The sequence below is a fragment of the Allopusillimonas ginsengisoli genome, assembly GCF_004153455.1.
GTDB classification, from domain to species: Bacteria; Pseudomonadota; Gammaproteobacteria; order Burkholderiales; family Burkholderiaceae_B; genus Allopusillimonas; species Allopusillimonas ginsengisoli.
In genome coordinates, this window is the sequence record NZ_SDQE01000003.1 from 110,494 (window position 1) to 131,134 (window position 20,641).

Sequence of the window (20,641 nt, forward strand, 5' to 3'; positions counted from 1 at the left end):
GCATATCTCCAGGCTATGGCCTGTCCTTGCCCCCATCAGGCAAGGGCAGGCAACCAGGGACTATCATGACCGCAACAATGACAAGCTCCTCAGCGCTGGCAACCCGACGCGCCATGGCGGCAACCGACAGACGGCGAAAATGGAAAGCCTTCGCGCTGATTGCTCCGCTCGCTTTATTTCTCCTGGCGATTTTCATCATTCCGATTTCGATGCTGTTATATCGCGCGGTGGACAATCCCGAGGTCATCCAGCGGCTCCCGCGCACATTGACCGCGCTTGAAAGCTGGAATGGCGAAGGCGCCCCCGGCGCGAACAGCTACCTTGCCCTGATGGAAGATCTGTTGCAGGCCAAGGACGAATCCGGCACAGGAAGCCTTGCACGCAGATTGAACTACGAGATTGCCGGCTACCGCAGCCTGATCTTCAAAACCATACGCCGGCTGCCCTTCGACGCAGACCATGAACTCAGCGGCGATGAAATCAAGCGCAACCTGCTCGCGATTGACAAGCGCTGGGGCGAAGCCGCCTACTGGCAGGCAATCGCAAATAACAGATCGCCTTATTCCAGCTATTACCTGCTGGCTTCGCTCGATCTGAAAAAAGAACCCGACGGCTCGATTTCCAGAGCGCCCCCCACCACCTCCGCCTTCCTGGCCATATTTCAGCGCACTTTTGTCATCAGCGCGCTGGTCACCCTCATGACATTGGCACTGGGCTTTCCCCTGGCCTACTGGATCGCCTCGCTGCCCAAGCGCAAGGCTAACCTCGTCATGATTTTCATCCTTATCCCATTCTGGACGTCGATACTGGTGCGCATTGCCGCCTGGATCGTGCTGCTCCAACGTCAAGGGCTGGTGAACAAAGCCTTGATGGGCATTGGGACGACCGACACCCCGATAGAGTTGCTGTTCAATCGCACGGGGGTCTACATCGCCATGACACACATCCTGCTTCCGTTCATGATTCTGCCGCTCTACAGCGTCATGCAGTCCATACCCTCAACGTATCAGCGTGCCGCCATTTCCCTGGGCAGCCATCCCTTCTCGGCATTCTGGCGGATCTATGTGCCGCAGACCTACCCTGGTATCGGCGCGGGAACACTGCTGGTTTTCATCATTGCGGTGGGCTATTACATTACGCCGGCATTGCTGGGCGGCGCAGGTGACCAAATGATTAGCTATTACGTTGCCTATTTCACCAATCAGACCATCAACTGGGGCATGGCCAGCGCGCTTGGCTTTCTCCTGCTGGTTGGCACCTTGCTGCTGTATTTTCTCTACCGACGATTGTCGGGCCGTGAATTGGGACTGGGCTGAATCATGAACACGCGCACACCGATCTTTCCGCCCCACACATCCACCGCCGAGCGCGTGTGGTTCTACGCCCATCGCCTGCTCTGCGCGTTGGTACTGGTGTTTTTGCTGCTGCCTATCCTCGTCATCATCCCACTGTCATTCAGCGACAGCACTTTGCTGCTTTACCCTATTCCTTCATTCTCACTCAAGTGGTATCACGCACTGTTCGAATCCGCAGACTGGATGCGCGCAACCAAAAACAGCTTTATTGTTGCGCCAAGCGCGACCCTCATCGCGACAATACTCGGCACCCTGGCAGCCGTCGGCCTGCACAAAGTGAGCTTCCTGGGAAAAAGCCTCTTGATGGCGATATTGATCTCGCCGATGATTGTGCCGCTTGTCGTTGTCGGGGTAGGGATATATCTGTTCTACGCGCCGTACGGCATTGCGAGCACCTACACAGGCTTGATTCTTGCGCACGCTGCGCTGGGCGCGCCCTTTGTTCTCACCACCGTGCTGGCCACGCTGCAGGTTTTTGACGACAATCTGCTGCGCGCCGCCTACAGTCTGGGCGCCAATCCCATCAAGGCATTCTTTACGGTAACGCTTCCCATGATTGCGCCGGGTGTCATCGCTGGCGCGCTTTTTGCCTTCGCCACTTCATTCGACGAGGTTGTTGTCACGTTGTTTCTCGCAGGGCCCGAACAGGTTACCCTGCCTCGCCAGATGTTCACCGGTATCCGTGAAAACATCAGCCCGGTGATCGCCGCCGTTGCGACAATACTGATCGTCTTCTCGACCGGCCTGTTGCTGACGCTTGAATGGCTGCGCGGGCGCAGCCAGATGGCAGCCACTGCCAAGTAAGCACACTGCAAAAAACGAAGACTTCTTTCTGATGTAGAAAGAAGCCTTCATCCATCAGGCCTGATGCCCGCTGCTGTCGGGCAAACACTCATTTAATCCTGCGCCATCTCGGCAATCGCGTCGCGCACCAGTGGCAGCAGCGCCGTCTCGAACTGGCTGATCAACATGCCGTCTACCTTGACGCTGACAATCCCTTTTTCTTCGGTTGCCAAGTCGTTCAAGGGTTGCTGCTTGAGCAGCCCAATAACGTTACCTGCCGCCTTGGGGTCCGCAAAAGGCTCCGACAACAAGAGCTCTTGTCCATCGGCGGCCATCAAGCGGAATCGGAACTGGCCGGTCTCATCGCGAAAACTGATAAAGCGCGCAGACTTGCCTTTATTGACCTTGGCGACAGCATTGCGATTGGTCGTCGAAGCCGCCGCGCGCAAGCCTACGGCCTCGCGCAGTTGCGCCATGAGCGGGCGCGAGAGCTTACGCGCCTTTTGAGCGCCCGCCTGCAGGATGTCTTCGATGCGGTCGGGATGCGCTGTCAGGTCCAGATAGCGTTCACGCATGGGCGCGAGAATGTCTTCCAGGTGTGCATAGAGCATGTTCTTTGCATCGCCCCAGCTCATTCCCTCTTCGAGTTGCCTGCGAAACTCGCCGGAAGCCTGGGGCGTGGCAAACGCACGATACAAGGTGTACAAATGGGCGTTTTCAGCATCCTTGGGCTCGCCCGGCTGCCGGGAGTCGGTGACGATGCGCATCACCGATGCACGCAAGGCCTTGGCGCCCCCTTCGAACAGGGGGATCGTGTTGTCGTAGCTTTTGGACATCTTGCGCCCGTCCAGCCCTGGCAGCGTGGCAACGTCATCCTCGATCTGTACTTCGGGCAGAACGAAAAAGTCTTGGCCGCCGCCGTAGAGATGGTTGAACCGTTGCGCGATATCGCGCGCCATCTCCAGATGCTGGATCTGGTCACGGCCAACAGGCACTTTATTGGCATTGAACAACAGGATGTCTGCGGCCATCAGCACAGGATAAGAAAACAAGCCCATGGTGACGCCATCGTCAGGCTCAACGTCTCGTGCAACGTTCTGGTCCACCGACGCCTTGTAAGCATGGGCTCTGTTCATCAACCCTTTGGGGGTCACGCATGTGAGCATCCAGCAAAGCTCTGGAATCTCGGGAATATCCGACTGCCGGTAAAAGGTGACGGTTTCTGGGTCCAGTCCCGCCGCCAGCCAGGTAGCGGCAATCTCGAGCCGGGATCGGGCAATGCGCTGCGGATCATCACATTTGATCAGCGCATGATAATCAGCCAGAAAATAAAAGGCATCCACGCCAGGCTGTGCGCTGGCCTGGACAGAAGGACGTATCGCCCCGGCATAATTACCCAGATGCGGTGTGCCAGAGGTCGTAATGCCGGTAAGTACTCGGGTATTCATAAGTTGGGATCAGTATGGCAGGCTGTAGAAGTGCGAAATACCCCGGACGGCAATGCGCCGGACAGGATGGCTATACATTGTAAGCGCATGGATTGCAGGCAGGAGCCGTGGCCGGAAATGCCGAAGGTCGATGACTACAAGGCGACGGCTGCCCTGCGCTCTTCTTCAAGGTATTCACGCGACTGCATTTCCAGGATGCGCGAGACAGTTCGATGAAATTCATTGGACATGGGGCCTTGCGTATAGAGTTCTTCGGCAGGGCATTGCGCCGACATGACCAGCTTGATCTTGTGATCGTAGAAGACGTCAATCAACCATGTGAAACGACGCGCTTCGGATGCGTCACGTGCGCCCATCTTTGGCACATCCGAGAGAATCACGGTCTTGAAGCGGCTGGCCAGATCCAGATAATCATTCTGGGAACGCGGGCCGCCGCACAAAGTGGCGAAGTCAAACCATACAATGCTGCCGCCCCGTGCCTTGGCTGTAATCTTGCGGTTCTCTACCGTCAGCACGGGATCCAGCGGGGCAGTATCAAGCAGTCGATCAAAGATTGCCTGCAACTCGGCCCCGGTGTCCTGGGTAATGGGGGTAAGGTACATGCGTACCTGCTCCATCGCGCGACGGCGATAATCGGTTCCTACGTCCACATTCATGATGTCCATACGCTGCTGTATCAGCTTGATGGCAGGCAGGACGCGATCGCGATGCAGCCCATCCGGATACAAGGTGGAAGGCTCGTAATTGGAGGTCATGACAAACGACGTGCCATGCTCAAACAAGCCCAGCAACAGCCGATACAGAATCATCGCGTCAGCAACATCGGACACATGAAATTCGTCGAAACAGATCAGGCGATATCGCTTGGCGATACGGCGCGCCACCTCATCCAGCGGGTCTTGCTGCCCGCGCACCGCGTCCAGTTCATGGTGCACGCTGCGCATGAACTCATGAAAATGTACACGCGTCTTGCGCTTGACCGGCACCGTCAAATAAAAAGCATCCATCAAGAAGCTTTTGCCCCGCCCTACGCCGCCCCACATATAGACGCCACGCGGAACCGCGGGACGCCTGAGAATTTTCTTGAGCGTCGACGAGCGTGCCTTCTTGAAGTTGATCCAGTCATCGTAATACTGCTGCAAACGATTGACTGCCGCCAACTGTGCCTCGTCGGACGTGTAGCCGCGCTCCTGCAGGGCTTTCTGGTAATACTCGCGTACATTCATGGAATCGGGTCCGTAAAGCAGAAAGGGCAAGCCGACCGCTCGCCCTTTTCATGGTCGTGCTACGCTTCTGAAAATCAGAAGTTGAGCGTACGCTTGTCGACGGCCAGCGCAGCTTCTTTCATGGACTCAGACAAGGTCGGATGCGCATGGCAGATACGGGCGATGTCTTCGGCTGCGCCACGGAACTCCATGATGGTCACGGCTTCTGCAATCAGTTCCGAAGCCATGGGGCCGATCACATGCACGCCGAGCACTTCGTCTGTCTTGGCATCGGCCAGCACCTTGACGAAACCAGTGGTGTCACCCAGTGCACGCGCGCGGCCATTGGCCATGAAGGGGAAACTCCCCGCCTTGTAGGCGCGCCCTTCAGTCTTGAGCTGTTGCTCGTTCTTGCCCACCCAGGCGATTTCGGGCGACGTATAAATCACGGACGGGATCGTACCGAAATTGACATGGCCGTGCTGGCCGGCAATACGCTCCGCGACTGCCACGCCCTCTTCTTCTGCCTTGTGCGCCAGCATCGGGCCCCGGACCACATCGCCGACAGCCCAGACGTTGGGCAGATTGGTCTTGCAATCGTCATCGACGGCGATGAAGCCGCGCTCGTCGCGCTTCAGGCTGACAGTATCAACACCCAGACCTTCCACATTGGGTACACGACCTATCGACACGATAAGCTTGTCTACGACCAGCTTCTGCTCTGCGCCAGCGGCATCGGTGTAAGGAACGGTGATCGATTTGGCCGTCTTTTTGACTTCGCCAATCTTGACGCCTGTCTGGATGGCCAGGCCCTGTTTGGTAAATGCCTTGAGCGCCTCTTTGGCGACCTGCTGGTCCGCCACAGCGAGAAAATCAGGCATGGCTTCAAGCACAGTGACCTCGGCGCCAAGCCGGCGCCATACGCTGCCCAGTTCCAGGCCAATCACGCCCGCGCCAATCACGCCCAGCTTCTTGGGTACAGCCGGAATCCGCAGTGCGCCATCGTTGGACAGAATCTGTTCTTCATCGAACGGCAATCCAGGCAGCGCGCGCGGCGAAGAGCCCGTGGCGATAATGACGTGCTTGGCCGTCAGGGCTTCGTCGGTCTTGCCCGACACCTTGATGGACCATCCCCCGTCCACCTTGGCGACGAACGAGCCGGTGCCATGGAAAAATGTGACCTTGTTCTTTTTGAACAGATACAGAATGCCTTCGTTATTCTGTTTGACGACCGTATCCTTGCGGCCTGTCAGCGTGTCCAGCTTGAGAGTTATCCCCTTGAGCTCGATGCCGTGGTCAGCAAAATGGTGATTGGCCTGCTCAAAATGCTCGGACGACTGCAGCAGGGCCTTGGAAGGAATGCACCCCACATTGGTGCACGTGCCGCCCGGAGCCGGCTTGCCATCGGCTGTTGCCCAGGCGTCAATGCAGGCAACAGACATACCCAGTTGCGCAGCACGTATAGCCGCAATATAACCGCCAGGGCCAGCGCCGATTACGATGACGTCAAATTGTTTTGCCATGTTGTTTCTCGATAGATAAGGTTAGCCACAGACCGCACGGAGCCTGCGTGTCTTGAGGGCATGGCGCAAGAATACGCTGCTTGTCTTCAAGACAGATGAATACACCCGAAAAGGCCCCGGCAGGCGTTTCCAGAACAAAGAAACACCCCGGGGCCAGTTCAAGCCCTTGGCCTCATGGACTTAGATGTCCAGCAGCAGGCGTTGGGGATCTTCGAGCGCTTCCTTCATGGCCACCAGGGCCAATACCGCCTCGCGACCGTCGATGATACGGTGGTCGTAAGACAGCGCCAGATAGTTCATCGGCCGGATGACGATCTGACCGTTCTCGACGACCGGGCGCTCCTTGGTAGCGTGAATACCCAGGATAGCCGATTGCGGCGGGTTAATGATGGGGGTGGACAGCATGGAGCCGAACACACCGCCATTGGAAATGGAGAAGGTGCCGCCGGTGAGCTCTTCCAGACCCAGCTTGCCGTCGCGGGCGCGATTGCCAAAGTCGGCGATCTGCTTTTCGATCTCGGCAATGGAAAGCTGGTCGGCGTTGCGAAGAATGGGCACGACCAGGCCACGCGGACTGCCCACCGCAATGCCGATATCAAAATAGCCGTGATAGATGATGTCCTTGCCATCGACCGACGCATTGACCACGGGGTATTTCTTGAGCGCAGCCACCGCAGCCTTGACGAAGAAGGAGGTAAAGCCCAGCTTCACGCCATGCTCTTTCTCGAACTTGTCCTTGTACTGCTTGCGCAGGTCCATAATGGCCTGCATGCTGACCTCGTTGAATGTCGTGAGAATGGCGTTCTCGGACTGCGACTGCAAGAGGCGCTCGGCGACACGGGCACGCAGGCGGCTCATGGGGACGCGCTGTTCCGCACGGCCATCCAGGGAAAGCGTGGGCGCGGCCGCAGGCGCGGCGGCCTTTTTGGCGGGCGCGCTGCCGGCTTCGAGCGCATCACCCTTGGTAATGCGGCCACCGCGGCCAGAACCTTCAACGGTGGCGGGGTCTACACCCTTGTCTGCCAGGATCTTGCCAGCGGCCGGCGATGCGATTGCCGAGGTGGAAGGCGTGCCGGCCGCGGCGGGTGCAGCGGCCGGCGCAGCCGGGGCAGCTTCTGCAGCCGGCTCGGCGGCAGGCTCTGCCGCAGCAGCCTTGCCTTCGGTATCGATGCGTGCCAGGACTTCACCTGATGTCACGGTACTGCCGTCATCCTTCACGATTTCCTTGATAACACCCGACGCAGGCGCCGGCACCTCAAGGACGACCTTGTCGGTCTCGACTTCGATCAGAATTTCATCGGCCTCGACCGCTTCGCCGGGCTGCTTCTTCCAGTTGAGCAGTGTTGCTTCCGACACGGATTCAGAGAGCTGAGGTACGACAACATCTGTAATAGCCATGATATGTATTCCGTTTTTTGATGTAGGGTATTAGTTCGCGATTACTTGGTCAGCATAAAGCCCTTGAACCGGGCAGCCAGCGCCTGTTCGAGCAGATTGCGCTGCTGTTCCTGGTGCTTGGCGAGGTAACCGACAGCCGGCGATGCGGAGGCGGGACGGCCGGCATAGCCGAGCTTCTGGCCGTCGGCCATGTTCTCGTACAAATGATGCTGGATGTAGAACCACGGACCCTGATTCTGGGGCTCGTCCTGAACCCAGACGACTTCCTTGGCGTTGCCGTATTTCTGGAGCTCGGCCTGAAAGGCCTTGTGCGCAAACGGGTACAGCTGTTCGACACGCAGGATGGCTACATCCTTGCGCCCGGCTTCGTCGCGCGCATGAACGATATCGTAATAAACCTTGCCTGAACACACCAGTACGCGCTTGACACCTTCGGCGACGATGGACTCATCGACCTCGCCGATCACCGGCAGAAACTGGCCGGTTGCCAGATCGGACAGCGGCGACGTGGCAGCCTTGTTGCGCAGCAGCGATTTGGGCGTGAAGATGACCAGCGGCTTGCGGAAGGGGCGGATCATCTGGCGACGCAGCACGTGGAATATCTGCGAACCATTGGTAGGCTGGACGGCCTGGATGTTGTTGTCGGCGCACAACTGCAGGAAGCGCTCGATACGGGCAGAAGAGTGTTCCGGGCCCTGCCCTTCGTAGCCATGCGGCAGCATCAGCGTCAGGCCGCACTGACGGCCCCATTTGGCTTCGCCGGAGGTAATGAACTGATCGATCACGACCTGCGCGCCATTGACGAAGTCGCCAAATTGGGCTTCCCAGATGGTGAGTGTGTTCGGCTCTGCGGTAGAGTAGCCGTACTCGAACGCCAGCACGGCCTCTTCGGACAGCACCGAGTCAATGATGGTGAATGGCGCCTGGCTGTCAGAGACATTCTGCAGAGGAATATAGGTGCCATCGTTCCAGCGTTCGCGCTTCTGATCGTGCAGCACAGCGTGGCGGTGAGTAAACGTTCCACGCCCGGAATCCTGGCCGGTAATGCGAATGGCGTAGCCGCTGGCCACCAGGGTGGCAAAGGCCAGATGCTCACCCATGCCCCAGTCGACATTCTGCTCGCCGTGCGCCATCTTGCGGCGATCATTCAACAGCTTGCTGACCAGCGTATGCACGGTAAAGTTTTCAGGCAGCGTCGTGATGCGCTCGCCTATGCGGGTGAGTTCGGTCAGGGGTACGGCCGTGTCGGCCTGATCCGTCCATTTGGCACCCAGAAAAGGGGTCCAGTCGGTAGAGTATTTGTTCTTGTAGTCGGTGAGCACAGGCTCGATGGTGCGCTGGCCGTCTTCCATCAGCTGACGGTAGTCCTTCACCATTTGATCGGGCTCGGCTTCAGCCAGGATGCCCTGTGCGACCAGCTTGTCGGCGTAGACCTTGCGGGTGCCGGGATGGGTACCGATCCGCTTGTACATGAGGGGTTGCGTCAGCGACGGCGTGTCCTGCTCGTTGTGGCCCAGCTTGCGGAAACACACGATATCCACCACGACATCGTGGTGGAACTTCATGCGGTAGTCCAGCGCAAGCTGCGTGACATACACCACGGCCTCGGGATCGTCGCCATTCACATGGAACACAGGCGCTTCAATCATCTTGACCACGTCGGTGCAATACAGCGTGGAACGGGTGTCGCGCGGATCGGAAGTGGTGAAACCGATCTGGTTGTTGATGACGATGTGCAGCGTACCGCCGGTGCCGTAGCCGCGTGTCTGCGCCAGGTTGAGCGTTTCCATGACCACGCCTTGCCCGGCAAAGGCGGCGTCGCCATGCACCAATACCGGCAGCACCTGATTGCCGTCTTCGTCGTTGCGGCGATCCTGGCGGGCGCGCACACTGCCTTCGACCACCGGATTAACGATTTCGAGATGGGAAGGGTTGAACGCCAGGGACAAGTGCACAGGGCCACCGCGCGTTGAAAGATCGCTGGAAAAACCATTGTGGTACTTGACGTCGCCATCGGTCAGGCCTTCGGCGTGCTTGCCCTCGAACTCGGCAAACAGATCGCCAGGCATCTTGCCCATGATGTTGACCAGCATGTTCAAGCGGCCACGGTGCGCCATGCCCACGACGATTTCCTGGATGCCGTTCTCGCCGGCATGATGCACGACCTCGTCCATCGAGGCGATGAAGCTTTCGCCGCCTTCGAGCGAGAAACGCTTCTGGCCGACATACTTGGTATGAAGAAAACGCTCGAGACCTTCGGCTTCGGTGATCTGCTGCAGAACATGGCGCTTGCGGTCGGCGGTCAGTGCAGGCAGGCCGAGGGTTGATTCCAGGCGCTCCTGGATCCAGCGCTTGGCGGCAGGATTCGAAATATGCATGAATTCCGCGCCGATACTGCCACAGTAGGTGTCACGCAAAGCCTTGAGCATGTCGCGCATGGTCATGGTATCGGCTTTGGTGAAATACGTGTTGGTGGCCGCGTAGACCTGATCGAGGTCGGCCTCGGTCAGCCCGTAGAAACCGGGATCGAGTTCGGGGATGCTGGGACGATCCTGGCGCTTGAGCGGATCCAGATCCGCAAAGCGGACACCCAGTGAACGGTAGGCGGCAATGATGCTCTGGACATAGACTTGCTTGCTGGCCACGGCAAGATCATTCTTGCTGGCCGGCGCTGCAAAGGCGTTGGCCTTGGCACGCTGCGCAAAGGATTCTACGATGGGAGCATGAGCGCGATCACGAGTCGCCTCGTTGCCATCGGTTGCGGGAAGATGCTGGAGCTGGTCAAAATACCCACGCCACTGTTCGGGAACCGAACCAGGGTTATCGAGGTAGGACTCGTAGAGTTCCTCGACATAAGGGGCATTGCTGCCGAACAGATATGAGTTGGATAAAAGTTCTTTTTCCGATGACATAGATATACGCTTCACCTGACCGAGCGTCTCGCTCGTTATGATGCAGGACAACCTTCCGCGACACGGCCAGACCGGTTAGCGGATAGCGGGGGGGCAGAAGGCAACGGTACGACGCCTAATAAGCCGTATTCCGAGTAGTATACCCTTGAAGCGATAGCGGGATAAGCCCGCAACCGGAAAACAGGATCTTAAACACGAAAGCGTTGGCTATAACAAACACCTCGCCATGTCGGGTATAACATTAAACTTATCAAACGCCTTGCCATCTTCTGTATAGTATTCCTCCCTTCCGGGCCCATCGGAAGACAAATTTCCACTTTGCAACTCGAGGAGTCACACCTATGGACGCCAATGCCGACCTGGCCAAGCTGGCCCTGGACTATCACGCCAACCCTGTGCCGGGCAAAATCTCAGTCATGCCGACCAAACCCCTGGCCAACCAGGATGATTTGTCGCTGGCTTACTCGCCTGGCGTCGCGGTGGCCTGCACCACCATCCACGCAGAGGGCGAAGATGCCGCAGCCCTGTATACCTCGCGCTCCAATCTGGTTGGGGTCATCACCAATGGCACCGCGGTGCTGGGCCTGGGCAATATTGGTCCCCTGGCGGCCAAGCCCGTCATGGAAGGCAAGGGCTGTCTGTTCAAGAAGTTCGCCGGCATCGATGTCTTTGACATCGAACTGGCCGAAACCGATCCGGACAAGCTGGTGGACATCATCGCTGCCCTGGAACCAACATTGGGTGGCATCAATCTCGAGGACATCAAGGCGCCCGAATGCTTCTATATAGAAAAGAAGTTGCGCGAACGCATGAAGATCCCGGTCTTTCACGACGACCAGCACGGCACCGCCATTATTTCCGCCGCCGCGATTCTCAACGGCCTGAAGGTCGTCAACAAACAGTTCGACCAGATCAAGCTGGTATGTTCGGGCGCCGGCGCTGCCGCCATCGCCTGCCTTGACCTCCTGGTGCACCTGGGCGTGCGACGCAGCAATATTTATGTCGTGGATTCGCGCGGTGTCATCCGCCAAGACCGCGAAGGCACCATGGAGCCCACCAAGGCCCGCTACGCGCAGAACACAGAAGCCAGCACGCTGGCAGACGTCTGCAAGGACGCAGACGTGTTTCTGGGCTGTTCCGCGCCCGGCGTCCTTACCGCCGACATGGTCAAGACCATGGCTCCCAGCCCGCTTATTCTGGCCCTGGCCAACCCCGAACCCGAGATTCGCCCCGAAATCGCCAAGGCGGCGCGCCCGGACTGCATTATCGCCACCGGCCGTTCCGACTACCCGAACCAGGTCAACAACGTTTTGTGCTTCCCGTTCATTTTCCGCGGTGCTCTTGATGTCGGCGCAACCGTCATCAACGAAGAAATGAAACTGGCCTGCGTCAAAGCCATCGCAGAGCTGGCCGAGGCCGAGCAGAACGACGAGGTGGCCACCGCCTATGCAGGCCAGGAGCTATCCTTTGGTCCGGAATATATCATTCCCAAACCTTTCGATTCGCGCCTTATTGTCAAGATCGCGCCTGCGGTCGCCGAAGCTGCCGCTGCCTCCGGCGTCGCCCGCCGGCCCATCGAGGACATGGAAGCCTATCGTCAAAAACTGATGAGCATGGTCTACCACACCGGCCAGTTGATGCGCCCGCTGTTCATGCAGGCCAAGAGCTCGCCCAAGCGGGTCATCTATGCAGATGGTGAAGATGAACGCGTACTGCGTGCCGTGCAGACCATTGTTGACGAAAGAATCGGCTTTCCCATTCTGGTTGGGCGGCCTTCGGTCATCAAGATGCGCATCGAAAAATTCGGCCTGCGCCTGTCCGCCAGTTCCGACTTCGAGATCGTGGATCCCGAAAACGACGCCAGATTCAATGAGACCTGGTCGGCCTACTACAAGCTGAAGGGCCGCGATGGTGTCACACCCGAAATTGCCAAGGCGATGGTACGCAAGCACAACTCGCTGATCGGCGTGATGCTGCTGCAACGCGGCGATGCCGACGCCATGATTTGCGGCGTCAGCAGCCGTTTCGACAACCAGCTCAAGTATGTGGAGGAAGTGATCGGCCTGAAGGAAGGCGCCAGCACCTTCGCAGCCATGAACGTGCTGATGCTGCCCACGCAAACGCTGTTCATCTGCGATACGCATGTCAACGAAGACCCGACGGCCGAACAGATTGCCGACATGACCATACAGGCCGCACAAGAAATGCAACGCTTTGGCGTGGTTCCCAAGGTAGCGCTACTATCGCATTCGAACTTCGGTAGCCGCTCCACCACCTCGTCGCGCAAGATGGCCAGGGCGCGGCAATTGCTGGCCGAGTTGGCGCCAAATCTGGAAGTGGATGGCGAGATGCATGCAGACTCGGCGCTTTCCGAAAAAATCCGCCTGAAATCGTTTCCGGATTCGACGCTGAAAGGCCCTGCCAATCTGCTGATCACGCCCAACCTTGACACCGGCAACATCACCTACAACACGCTCAAGATAACAGGCAGCAACGGCGTGACCATGGGCCCTGTCCTGCTGGGCGCGGCAAGGCCTGTGCACATCCTGACCACCAGCTCCACCGTGCGTCGCATCGTCAACATGACAGCCCTCGCCGTCGTGGATGCGCAGCAGGAAGCCGGACAGGTTCAGCTGTAATACGCCACACAGCCCAGGCGAGCCGCCCCACCCGGAGCAGCTCGCCTACTCTCTTCTTTCGCAAAAAACGCACGGCGCGAGCACCGGGCGTTTGGGCAGCGCGGGCGGCATGTCCTCACCCTGTAAACTCCACGCGATCGTCGCACGTGACAATAGCGTGCCCTTCTCGCAGCGAGCCATCTGCGAGCTGAGCCCTATAGGGAAATAGCCAACTGCGCGACTGATCGCTATACAGCGGTGGACGCGAGCTGTTTAGGCCCAGAAACTTTCCCCTATGTTCCGGAGACTCCGGCGCCAGCCGCGCGCTCATGAACTGATACGACTTTGCCGCGAGCATCTGCAAGTGCGTCACAGACGCGCCACCGCAATCCTTACCCACGGCGGCAGGCATCAATGCCAGAAACACGACGCAGGCAAACAGCAACACCGCAGCTATTACCCCTGATACTATCCGCGCTGGCTTCATCTTCTCGGACGTCTAAGACTGATCGATTGCGTTCCGTCAATATCGATATCGTAAGGTTTACCGGGAAGCTGATCAAGCACCCAAGTTGATGCCTCGGCTATCGGGCCACGATGGCTGCTTGGATTGGCATCGTATCTGTCGGGGGAGCGCCCGAAGCGTTGCCCTGAAGCGCCAGTCAGGTACTGTTTGATTTGCAAATCCCCTCTTGCCTATATGAACGTGCCCATCAACGACAAGTGTGATGTGCCCAAGATACGCGGCCGTTACAACTGACGATTTCATCGTATCGTACGAAAACGTTTGGGAGAACGTGTGCTTTCCAGGGGAAGCGCGATCCGCAAAGTCTAACAACATCGGGATATCCTCAGGCCGAAGCTTCAGGCTCAAAGACCTAATCGACACCCGCCTCTGTGCGCCACCTCCAAAAAATAGCTAGCTAATGCTGCAAATGGCGTAAATATAGATCCGGAAAACCTATCGCTCTGGACAGTGTATTGGGCAGGAGGTGATATTAGAACCCTATGATCTGCCACACGTCTATCCTGCATCGAATCCCATAATGCGAAGCCAAATAGCGTCCTCTTGATAATTGACGGCTCTTCTTTAAATCGGTCAATGTAATACTGAAAGTGTGCGACAGGGTCTTTTAACAGTCTGCGCCAGGCCCTCGCCTGCTCATCTACCCACCCAACGGGAGGCGGGGAAAATGTCGGACCAATATTTCGTAGAAGAAAATAGCCAAATTCAGCCGGCCAAAATGGATCACTCCTGCCCTCTACAGAAATGACGGGAAGAATTGTAGTTTCACACATACAGACCTCTAAAGTGCAGCAGAGGCCATCACAATAGCGATTTCTATTCTTATTTAAAATAAGACTGAATTATCCATTGGAATAAACCATCCGATGAAACACAATCGTCTCTCCCCGCCTTAAGGCAAAACAAAAAACGCCCGGCGCGAACACCGGGCGTTTGGGCGATCCGGCAGCGCGGGCGGGCCCGCGTGCCTGGAAGTGGGATGGCTTACCTGCCAGCGATGTCGCGCACTTCGGAACCGACATACAGCTGACGAGGACGGCCGATCTTGTAGTCTGGATCGGACAGCATTTCGTTCCATTGCGCAATCCAGCCCACCGTACGCGCCAGCGCGAAGATGGCGGTGAACAAGGACGTGGGAATGCCAATGGCGCGCTGGACGATGCCCGAATAGAAATCGACGTTCGGGTACAGCTTGCGGTCCACGAAATAAGGATCTTCGAGCGCAATGCGCTCAAGTTCCATGGCCAACTTGAACAGGGGGTCGTTTTCCAGACCCAGCGCCGCGAGGACTTCTTTGCAGGTTTCCTGCATCAGTTTGGCGCGGGGATCGTAGTTCTTGTAGACGCGATGACCGAAGCCCATCAGGCGCACGCCCGAGTTTTTGTCCTTGACCTTCTCCATGAACTCGCCAACCTTGGCCACGCCGCCGTTGGCCTGAAGCTCTTCGAGCATTTGCAGGCAGGCTTCGTTGGCGCCGCCATGAGCCGGGCCCCACAGGCAAGCAACACCCGAGGCAATCGCCGCGAAGGGATTGGTACCCGACGAACCGCACAGCCGCACTGTGGAGGTGGACGCGTTCTGCTCGTGATCGGCGTGCAGGATGAAGATCCGATCAAGCGCGCGCTCCACAACTTCGTTGACCTTGTATTCTTCGCAAGGCGTTGCAAACATCATGCGCAGGAAATTTCCGGTGTAGGACAGATCGTTCTGCGGATAGATGAAAGGCTGGCCCTGGGAGTACTTATAGGCCATGGCGACCAGTGTTGGCATCTTGGCGATCAGGCGAATCGCCGAAACGTGACGATGATGCGCATTGGTGATGTCGGTGGAGTCATGATAGAAAGCCGCCAACGCGCCAACCAGCCCCGTCAGTACCGCCATGGGATGAGCATCGCGGCGGAAACCGCGCAGAAAGAAGTGCAACTGCTCGTTCACCATCGTGTGGTGCGTAACGAGTGAATCGAACTCTTTCTTCTGATTTGCATCCGGCAGATCGCCATTCAGGATCAGATAACTGATATCCATGAAGTCGCACTTTTGCGCGAGCTGATCAATGGGGTAGCCGCGGTACAGCAACTGGCCTTCATCGCCATCGATATAGGTAATACCTGATTCGCAGGAAGCCGTCGACAGGAACCCGGGATCATAGGTAAACATACCGCTCTGACCGTAGAGCTTGCGGATGTCAATGACGTCCGGACCAATAGTTCCCTGATAAACGGGGAATTCGATTGGACTGCTGCCATCGGAAAACGACAGGGTGGCTTTCTTATCTGACAATTGCATCACAATTTTCCTTAAAAATTACAACGCCTGCATCTGCTTGACCATCTGACGCAAGACAGGGATGTCGTATTCCCCTTCCAGGCCAGTGCGGTCAAGCAAAACATCAAGCAATTCGTTGTCGCCCATCTCAAGCAACAAAGACAAGGCAGAAACATCTTCGTCGGTAAGCTCCGACTCATACCGATCCAGAAATCGGGTGATGATCAAATCGTTTTCCAACAGGCCGCGTCGGGCCCGCCAGCGCAACCTGGCGCGCTCGAGTTCGGTCAGCTTTTTCATGAGCAGTTGAGACCCTAGATAGTGCGGCGTACGAGAAGTTCCTTGATTTTGCCGATTGCGGCAGACGGATTAAGCCCTTTGGGACAGACGTCGGCGCAGTTCATGATGGTGTGGCAACGGAACAGGCGATAAGGATCTTCGAGATTGTCCAGGCGCTGGCCAGTGGCTTCATCGCGGCTGTCGACGATAAAACGGTAAGCTTGCAGCAGGCCGGCGGGACCCACGAATTTGTCGGGATTCCACCAGAAAGACGGGCAGGCAGTGGAACAGCATGCGCACAGTATGCACTCATACAGGCCATTGAGCTCGTCGCGCGCCTCAGGCGTTTGCAGGCGCTCTTTCTCGGGTGGCGGCTGGTCATTGATCAAAAATGGCTTGATCGAATGATACTGATTGAAGAAGTGCGTCATGTCCACGATAAGGTCACGCACAACAGGCAAACCGGGCAAGGGCTTGAGCACGATCGGCTGCTTGAGCTCGCGCAAGTTGGTGATGCAGGCCAGGCCGTTCTTGCCGTTGATGTTCATGGCGTCGGAGCCGCACACGCCTTCGCGGCAAGACCGGCGCAGCGCAAGGCTGTCGTCAACCTCGTGCTTGATGCGCGTGAGCGCATCAAGCAGCATCTTGTCGTTCGGATGCAGCTCGACTTCGAGCTTCTGCATGTAGGGGCGCTCGTCCTTGTCAGGGTCGTAGCGGTAGATTTCAAATTTGACGATACGTTTTTCGCTCATTTCCATATCCTGCTTAGAAGGTCCGGGGCTTGGGCGGGAAGCTGTCTACTGTCAACGGCTTCATCTGCACAGGCTTGTAGTCGAGGCGACTGCCTTCGGAGAACCACAGCGTATGGCGCAGCCAGTTCTCGTCGTCGCGCTCGGGATAATCGTCGAGGGCATGCGCGCCGCGGCTCTCGAGCCGGTTGGCGGCCGACTTGGTGGTGGCGCGAGCCACTTCAATCATGTTGGAGAGTTCCAGCGCTTCGACGCGAGCGGTGTTCCAGACCTTGGACTTGTCCTTGAAATACACCTCATCCACGCGCCTGGCGATTTCTTCCATATCGGTCACGCCCTCGTTGAGCAGCTTGAGCGTGCGGAAAACGCCGCAGTGGTTCTGCATGCTGTTGCGCATGGCGTCATGCACTTCGTAAACGTTCTCGCCCGACGTACGTGCTTCGATCTTGTTGACCCGATCCAGAGATGCCTCGATGGCCGACTCTGGCACGACCTGGTGCGAGTGTTCGCGCTCGGGGTGTTCGTCCACGATATGGTTGCCGGCCGACCGGCCAAACACGATAAGATCGAGCAGCGAGTTGGTGCCCAGGCGGTTTGCGCCGTGCACCGACGTGGCCGCGCATTCGCCAATGGCATACAGGCCTTGCACGGGCCTGGTTTCGCCGTTGACCCAATTCATGACCTGGCCGTAGATATTGGTGGGAATGCCACCCATCTGGTAGTGAATTGTGGGCACAACCGGAATGGGATCCTTGATCGGGTCGACGTTGGCGAACTTGATGGCGATCTCGCGAATGGAGGGCAAGCGCTTCATGATCGTATCGGCGCCAAGGTGGTCCAGCTTGAGCGTGACGTAGCTGCCGTCGCCGCAACCGCGACCTTCCTTGATTTCCTGGTCCATCGAACGCGATACGAAATCGCGCGGCGCCAGGTCCTTGAGCGTTGGCGCATAACGCTCCATGAAGCGTTCGCCATCCTTGTTCAGCAGAATGCCGCCCTCTCCGCGTACGCCTTCCGTAATGAGCACGCCTGCGCCTGCAACACCGGTAGGGTGAAACTGCCAGAATTCCATGTCTTCGAGCGCGATGCCGGCACGGGCAGCCATGCCCAGGCCATCGCCGGTATTGATGAAGGCATTCGTGGACGCCGCCCAGATACGACCGGCCCCGCCTGTGGCGAGTACGGTTTTCTTGGCTTCGAGGACGTAGATTTCACCGGTTTCCATTTCGAGCGCGGTCACACCCAGCACATCGCCAGCCTCGTTGCGCAGGAGGTCGAGCGCCATCCATTCGACAAAAAACTGCGTGCGTGCAGAGACATTGCGCTGATAGAGCGTGTGCAACATGGCATGGCCAGTGCGGTCGGCCGCGGCACAGGCGCGCTGCACAGGCTTTTCGCCGAAATTGGCGGTGTGGCCGCCAAATGGACGCTGGTAAATCGTGCCATCGGCATTGCGGTCGAACGGCATGCCGTAATGCTCAAGCTCGTACACGGCATTGGGCGCTTCGCGGCACATGAATTCGATGGCATCCTGGTCGCCGAGCCAGTCCGAGCCCTTGACGGTGTCGTACATGTGCCAGTACCAGTGATCTTCGCTCATGTTGCCAAGCGAGGCGCTGACGCCACCCTGCGCCGCAACGGTATGCGAACGAGTAGGAAAGACTTTAGACAGGACAGCCACGGAAAGACCGGCCTGGGCCAGTTGCAGGGAGCAACGCATGCCGGCCCCGCCGGCGCCCACCACCACTACATCGAACTGGCGGCGTGGTAAGGAAGTTTTGACAGCAGCCACGGCTTATAGACTCCAGATAATTTTTGCGAAAAAGACGACAGAGGCCACCAGCCAAAGAATGGTGAGAACCTGCAGGAACAGACGCAGCCCTGCGGAGCGCACGTAATCCATCCAGATGTCGCGCACGCCTACCCAGGCGTGCCAGGCCACCGACAGAAACGCCAGCGTGGCAAGCAATTGGCCAACGGGAAGGCCAATGCAGGTGAAGGAAAACATCCCCCGCCAGCTTTCGAAATCCATGGTGGGGGTAAACAGGAAGCCGAGAAAGAGGACCACCGTGTAGATGGCCATGATGACGGCCGTGACACGCTGCACGATGAAATCGAGTGTGCCATAGTGCGCACCGACAACCAGACGCTTTGTACCGAGAAGTTCCTGTGCCATTACCACACCCCAAACAATTTAAGACCGAAGACCAGCGTAAGGCCAAGGCTCACGCCAAACACCACGCCGGCGGACTTCTGCGCGGAGTACTTGTCGTTTCCGATGTGCAGATCAAGAATCAGATAGCGTATTCCCGCGAAGAAGTGATGGAGAAAGCCCCAGATCAGCGCCAGCAGCACCAGCTTGAACAGCGGATTGGCGACCCACTCGCGCATTTCGGCAAAGCTTTCCGGGGACGTCACGCTCAGTGCGAACAAGGGAAGAATCACCAAGGGAATACAGAGAAAAAGCAGCGCGCCACTGACACGGTGAAGAATCGACGATTTGGCGGCGAGCGGCAGACGATAACTCAGTATCTGCGGTACGCTCAGGTTGCGGTACTGCGGACGCGGCTTTGTAGCGGAGTCGGACATGATGGCCTCGAGTTGTAACAAGATAATTTATTGCAAAGCGCACCAGCATTTTCGCCGATTTGAAGGTGTCGTATCAAATCGGCTCGGGCTGGCTAATTCAGGCTGTTTCGATAATGGAACCGTTCTGTCAAGTACAAACCCCGGCGCACCTCCATGGGGCGATCGCCGTAGGTATAGGAAACACGCTCAACACGCAGCAGCGAAGTGCCTGGCGCCACATGCAGCAGTTCAGCCTGTTCTCCGGACGCAGACACTGCCTTGATTTTTTCTTCGGCTCTTACCATGCTGACGCCGAATTCGGTTTCGAACAAAGCATAAAGCGGACTGCGACAGCTGGCCAGGAATTCGGCGGTCAGGCCCTTGAACACCGAGCCGGGAAGCCAAATGTCGTCAAGTATGGTCGGCGCGTTGTCAAACGACAATACCCGGCGCATGTTGACCACGGCTTCGCCGTTGCGCAGATCAAGCAGCGCAGCGATATCGGCCGGCGCCTTGACACGCCTGCAATCAAGAATGCGGCTGCCCGACACCGGGGGCTGGCCGTCGTCTGGGGTAAGACGCAGGAAACGAAACCGCACACGGGCTTCGTGATGCGTTGCCACAAACGTGCCTTTGCCCTGGCGACGAAGCAGCAGATTATCCGCTGCGAGTTCATCTATGGCCTTGCGCACTGTGCCCTGGCTGACCTGAAAACGGGCCGCCAGATCCAGCTCGCTGGGAATGGCTTCGCCCGGCTTCCATTCACCCCGATCCAGGCTCTGCAAAAGCAAGCCTTTGATCTGCTGGTACAGCGGGCTAAAGGCCGCGCTGCTGGCAGAACGATCTGGCACCGGGCCGCGATCTTGTTGGGGAGAATCGGACATGAGACTATAGTGATGAGCAAACCCCGACATTTTCGCACGCAGAGCGATTTCTGTCTAACACTCTTGTGTCTTATATAAGATAGAAGAGGTTTGACGCGCCCCGGATTATTCGCTACTCTTTTTTGCCG

The 20,641-nt window shown here is 57.6% G+C and carries 16 protein-coding genes and 1 pseudogene; 3 read left to right on the plus strand and 14 right to left on the minus strand.

Annotation, left to right across the window (positions count from 1 at the left end):
• Window positions 1-65: 65 nt before the first annotated feature.
• Both ERE07_RS08620 and ERE07_RS08625 read left to right on the plus strand, forming a co-directional pair.
• Window positions 66-1,316 carry an ABC transporter permease gene (locus ERE07_RS08620; RefSeq protein WP_130008414.1) on the plus strand — a complete coding sequence of 417 codons (1,251 nt, stop codon included), beginning with the start codon at window positions 66-68 and terminating at the stop codon, window positions 1,314-1,316.
• A 3-nt stretch (window positions 1,317-1,319) separates the two neighbouring features.
• Entirely contained in the window at window positions 1,320-2,159 is an 840-nt protein-coding gene (locus ERE07_RS08625) for an ABC transporter permease (protein WP_130008415.1), read from the plus strand.
• Between the two features lie 92 nt (window positions 2,160-2,251).
• On the opposite strand, the gene ERE07_RS08630 is transcribed toward ERE07_RS08625, so the two are convergent.
• From ERE07_RS08630 to ERE07_RS08650, 5 genes are all read right to left on the minus strand, one after another.
• Window positions 2,252-3,586 carry a tryptophan--tRNA ligase gene (locus tag ERE07_RS08630; protein WP_130008416.1) on the minus strand — a complete coding sequence of 445 codons (1,335 nt, stop codon included), beginning with the start codon at window positions 3,584-3,586 and terminating at the stop codon, window positions 2,252-2,254.
• Between the two features lie 134 nt (window positions 3,587-3,720).
• Window positions 3,721-4,812: a cell division protein ZapE gene (zapE, locus tag ERE07_RS08635; RefSeq protein WP_130008417.1), complete on the minus strand. Its 1,092-nt coding sequence runs from the start codon at window positions 4,810-4,812 to the stop codon at window positions 3,721-3,723.
• A gap of 74 nt (window positions 4,813-4,886) precedes the next feature.
• Window positions 4,887-6,314 (minus strand): dihydrolipoyl dehydrogenase, encoded by a 1,428-nt coding sequence (lpdA, locus tag ERE07_RS08640; protein ID WP_130008418.1) that lies wholly within the window; start codon window positions 6,312-6,314, stop codon window positions 4,887-4,889.
• A gap of 180 nt (window positions 6,315-6,494) precedes the next feature.
• Entirely contained in the window at window positions 6,495-7,712 is a 1,218-nt protein-coding gene (gene odhB, locus ERE07_RS08645) for a 2-oxoglutarate dehydrogenase complex dihydrolipoyllysine-residue succinyltransferase (RefSeq protein WP_130008419.1), read from the minus strand.
• Window positions 7,713-7,753: 41 nt separating this feature from the next.
• Window positions 7,754-10,624, minus strand: a complete 2,871-nt coding sequence (locus ERE07_RS08650) for a 2-oxoglutarate dehydrogenase E1 component (RefSeq protein ID WP_130008420.1) — start codon at window positions 10,622-10,624, stop codon at window positions 7,754-7,756.
• A gap of 341 nt (window positions 10,625-10,965) precedes the next feature.
• Between ERE07_RS08650 and ERE07_RS08655 the strand changes: the two genes are divergently transcribed.
• Window positions 10,966-13,263, plus strand: coding sequence for an NADP-dependent malic enzyme (locus ERE07_RS08655; RefSeq protein ID WP_130008421.1), 2,298 nt, complete (start codon window positions 10,966-10,968; stop codon window positions 13,261-13,263).
• A gap of 115 nt (window positions 13,264-13,378) precedes the next feature.
• Here ERE07_RS08655 and ERE07_RS08660 read toward each other — a convergent pair whose 3' ends face one another.
• From ERE07_RS08660 to ERE07_RS08700, 9 genes and pseudogenes are all read right to left on the minus strand, one after another.
• Window positions 13,379-13,690 (minus strand): hypothetical protein, encoded by a 312-nt coding sequence (locus tag ERE07_RS08660; protein WP_130008422.1) that lies wholly within the window; start codon window positions 13,688-13,690, stop codon window positions 13,379-13,381.
• 111 nt (window positions 13,691-13,801) lie between these two features.
• Window positions 13,802-14,143 (minus strand): annotated as a pseudogene (locus ERE07_RS22350) (lipid II-degrading bacteriocin); the annotation flags it as partial.
• Window positions 14,144-14,752: 609 nt separating this feature from the next.
• Complete coding sequence (locus ERE07_RS08670) at window positions 14,753-16,054, minus strand: citrate synthase (RefSeq protein WP_130008424.1); 1,302 nt, start codon at window positions 16,052-16,054, stop codon at window positions 14,753-14,755.
• Window positions 16,055-16,072: 18 nt separating this feature from the next.
• The gene (locus ERE07_RS08675; RefSeq protein WP_130008425.1) at window positions 16,073-16,333 is read right to left on the minus strand and encodes an FAD assembly factor SdhE; all 261 of its coding nucleotides are present in this window, start codon (window positions 16,331-16,333) and stop codon (window positions 16,073-16,075) included.
• A gap of 14 nt (window positions 16,334-16,347) precedes the next feature.
• Complete coding sequence (locus tag ERE07_RS08680) at window positions 16,348-17,064, minus strand: succinate dehydrogenase iron-sulfur subunit (RefSeq protein WP_130008426.1); 717 nt, start codon at window positions 17,062-17,064, stop codon at window positions 16,348-16,350.
• A 13-nt stretch (window positions 17,065-17,077) separates the two neighbouring features.
• On the minus strand, window positions 17,078-18,853 hold the full coding sequence (gene sdhA / locus ERE07_RS08685) for a succinate dehydrogenase flavoprotein subunit (protein WP_130008427.1): 1,776 nt from the start codon (window positions 18,851-18,853) through the stop codon (window positions 17,078-17,080).
• Window positions 18,854-18,856: 3 nt separating this feature from the next.
• Window positions 18,857-19,237, minus strand: coding sequence for a succinate dehydrogenase, hydrophobic membrane anchor protein (sdhD, locus tag ERE07_RS08690; RefSeq protein ID WP_130008428.1), 381 nt, complete (start codon window positions 19,235-19,237; stop codon window positions 18,857-18,859).
• A complete protein-coding gene (sdhC, locus tag ERE07_RS08695; protein ID WP_130008429.1) occupies window positions 19,237-19,650 on the minus strand; it encodes a succinate dehydrogenase, cytochrome b556 subunit in 414 nt (137 codons plus the stop codon). Before sdhC ends, sdhD begins: the two co-directional genes overlap by 1 nt.
• A 92-nt stretch (window positions 19,651-19,742) precedes the next feature.
• Entirely contained in the window at window positions 19,743-20,513 is a 771-nt protein-coding gene (locus ERE07_RS08700; RefSeq protein WP_130008430.1) for a GntR family transcriptional regulator, read from the minus strand.
• Between the last annotated feature and the right edge of the window lie 128 nt (window positions 20,514-20,641).